This is a genomic window from Halobacillus sp., from assembly GCF_049282395.1.
GTDB lineage: Bacteria > Bacillota > Bacilli > Bacillales > Halobacillaceae > Halobacillus.
Genome location: NZ_JBAPTY010000016.1, coordinates 1 through 2,266 on the forward strand (window position 1 = coordinate 1; position 2,266 = coordinate 2,266).

Here is a 2,266-nt window from a genome sequence, read left to right on the forward strand (position 1 = left end):
TGGGCTGGAGTAAAGTCGTTGGCTTCCAAACCCGTAATCCGGTTCACCGCGCCCATGAATATATTCAGAAAGCGTCCCTGGAAACCGTAGATGGGCTGTTCTTAAATCCACTCGTCGGTGAAACGAAGAGCGACGATATTCCGAGTGATGTAAGGATGAAGAGCTACCAGGTCCTGCTTGAAAATTATTACCCGGCGAATCGTGTCGTGCTTGCAGTCTTTAGTGCGGCCATGCGCTATGCCGGTCCACGTGAAGCCATTTTTCACAGTCTTGTCCGTAAGAATTTCGGCTGCTCTCACTTCATTGTCGGCCGTGACCACGCTGGAGTAGGTGATTACTACGGAACTTACGACGCTCAGAAAATCTTTAGTCACTTTACAGAAGACGAACTGGGCATAACACCGATGTTCTTTGAACACAGCTTCTACTGCCAGGCATGTGAAGCGATGGCTTCCCACAAGACGTGCCCGCATGATGCTGAACACCACGTCATTCTTTCCGGTACAAAAGTACGTGAACTGCTCAGAAATGGCGAAAAACCGCCGAAAACGTTCAGCCGTCCCGAGGTCGTTGAGACGCTGATTGAAGGACTACGAGATAAACAAACTACTGACTCATAACGGAAAGGGTGATGGATATGGGATCCAATCTCACGTGGCATGATGCTGCAGTAAATGTAAACGATTATCGAAAGAAGAACGGACACCATAGCGGAGTCCTTTGGCTGACCGGTCTATCTGGATCCGGGAAATCAACCATTGCGAACTTAGTCAATAAGCAGCTGTTCCAGAAAGGGCTGCAAACGTACTTACTGGATGGGGATAACATTCGTCAGGGGCTGAATAACGATCTCGGCTTTTCAGCAGAGGACCGAAAAGAAAATATCCGCCGGATCGGCGAGGTCGCGAAGCTCTTTGCTGACAGCGGATCAATCGTTCTGACGGCTTTTATCTCTCCTTATCAAGAGGATCGCGATCAGGTAAGAAAGTTGTTTAACCAAGGCGAATTTCTGGAAGTCCACGTGGATTGTCCTGTAGAAGAGTGTGAAAAACGCGATCCAAAAGGGTTGTACGAGAAAGCAAGAAAAGGGGAAATCAAAGGCTTTACCGGTGTAGATGCTCCTTATGAAGCACCCGTTTCCCCTGAGCTCAGATTAGAATCCGGCAGTCTGGATGAACAGGCATGTGCGGACCGGCTTGTTGCTTTCTTAATCGAAAAGGGGTGGGTCAAAGGATGAGCAAAGTATTTATCGTTGGTGCAGGACCGGGAGATGTGGATTTAATTACCGTCAAAGGGTTAAAGGCCATTCAGCAGGCAGACGTCATCCTTTACGACCGTCTTGTCAATCAGGAGCTTTTAGATGAAGCAGGGGATCGGACAGAGCTTGTATATTGCGGAAAGAGCCCGAATAACCACTCCCTCAGTCAAACGAGCATTAACGGCCTGTTATGTAAATTTGCCCTGCAGGGAAAAACAGTGACGCGTCTGAAAGGCGGCGATCCTTTCGTCTTCGGTCGGGGCGGTGAAGAGGCAGAGGCTTTATCCAAGCGCGGGATTCCATACGAAGTGGTTCCCGGCATCACTTCAGGAATTGCCGCTCCAGCCTATGCAGGCATCCCGGTCACTCACCGCGATTACAGCTCTTCGGTCGCTTTTATCTCGGGGGTCAGTAAGCTTGGAATCGACGAAGAAGACTACTGGGAAAGCGTCGTGAAAAGCATGGATACCCTTTGCATCTATATGGGCGTCAAAAAACTGCCTGATATTTGTGAAAGGCTGATTCGTCATGGACGTTCGGCTGACACACCGATCGCGCTTGTGCAGTGGGGAACAACGGAACACCAGCAAACGGTGACGGGTACCGTTTCCACAATTGTAGAAAGAGCGAAAGGTATAGCCAATCCATCCATGATCGTCGTAGGGGAAGTGGTGAAACTTCGTGAGTCGCTGCAGTGGTTCGAATCACTTCCACAGCAGGAAGAAAGTCCGTTCCATCAAGTAGTGGGGTAAGAAGGAGGAAAAATATGCAGGCCGTATTATACGTGAGCCATGGAAGTCGAGTCGAGGAAACGAGGAAGGAAGCGGTCGCCTGTATTGAAAAAGCGCAGGCACATGTGAACGTTCCCTTATGGAAGATCTGCTACCTGGAGATTGCCTCACCTAATGTTGAAGATGGAGTAGAGGAACTGGTGCAAAAAGGGGCTACTGAGATTGCTGTTATTCCTGTGCTTCTTCTATCAGCGGGTCATTACTATAAGGACCTTCC

At 49.3% G+C, this 2,266-nt stretch carries 3 protein-coding genes and 1 pseudogene; all 4 read left to right on the plus strand.

Annotation, left to right across the window (positions count from 1 at the left end; translation table 11 throughout):
• Positions 1-620, plus strand: a pseudogene (gene sat, locus WAM07_RS00790) (sulfate adenylyltransferase); the annotation flags it as partial.
• A gap of 17 nt (positions 621-637) precedes the next feature.
• Entirely contained in the window at positions 638-1,237 is a 600-nt protein-coding gene (cysC, locus tag WAM07_RS00795) for an adenylyl-sulfate kinase (RefSeq protein ID WP_422163940.1), read from the plus strand.
• Positions 1,234-2,010 carry a uroporphyrinogen-III C-methyltransferase gene (cobA, locus tag WAM07_RS00800; RefSeq protein WP_422163942.1) on the plus strand — a complete coding sequence of 259 codons (777 nt, stop codon included), beginning with the start codon at positions 1,234-1,236 and terminating at the stop codon, positions 2,008-2,010. The genes cysC and cobA overlap by 4 nt, the downstream gene beginning before the upstream one ends.
• Before the next feature lie 14 nt (positions 2,011-2,024).
• Positions 2,025-2,266: sirohydrochlorin chelatase (locus tag WAM07_RS00805; protein ID WP_422163944.1), on the plus strand; the 242-nt coding region annotated here is incomplete at its 3' end.

Excerpts from the sequence above, each read along its gene's own strand:
- cobA (WP_422163942.1), top strand. The coding sequence starts at position 1,234 with ATGAGCAAAGTATTTATCGTTGGTGCAGGACCGGGAGATGTGGATTTA.
- cysC (WP_422163940.1), top strand. The coding sequence starts at position 638 with ATGGGATCCAATCTCACGTGGCATGATGCTGCAGTAAATGTAAACGAT.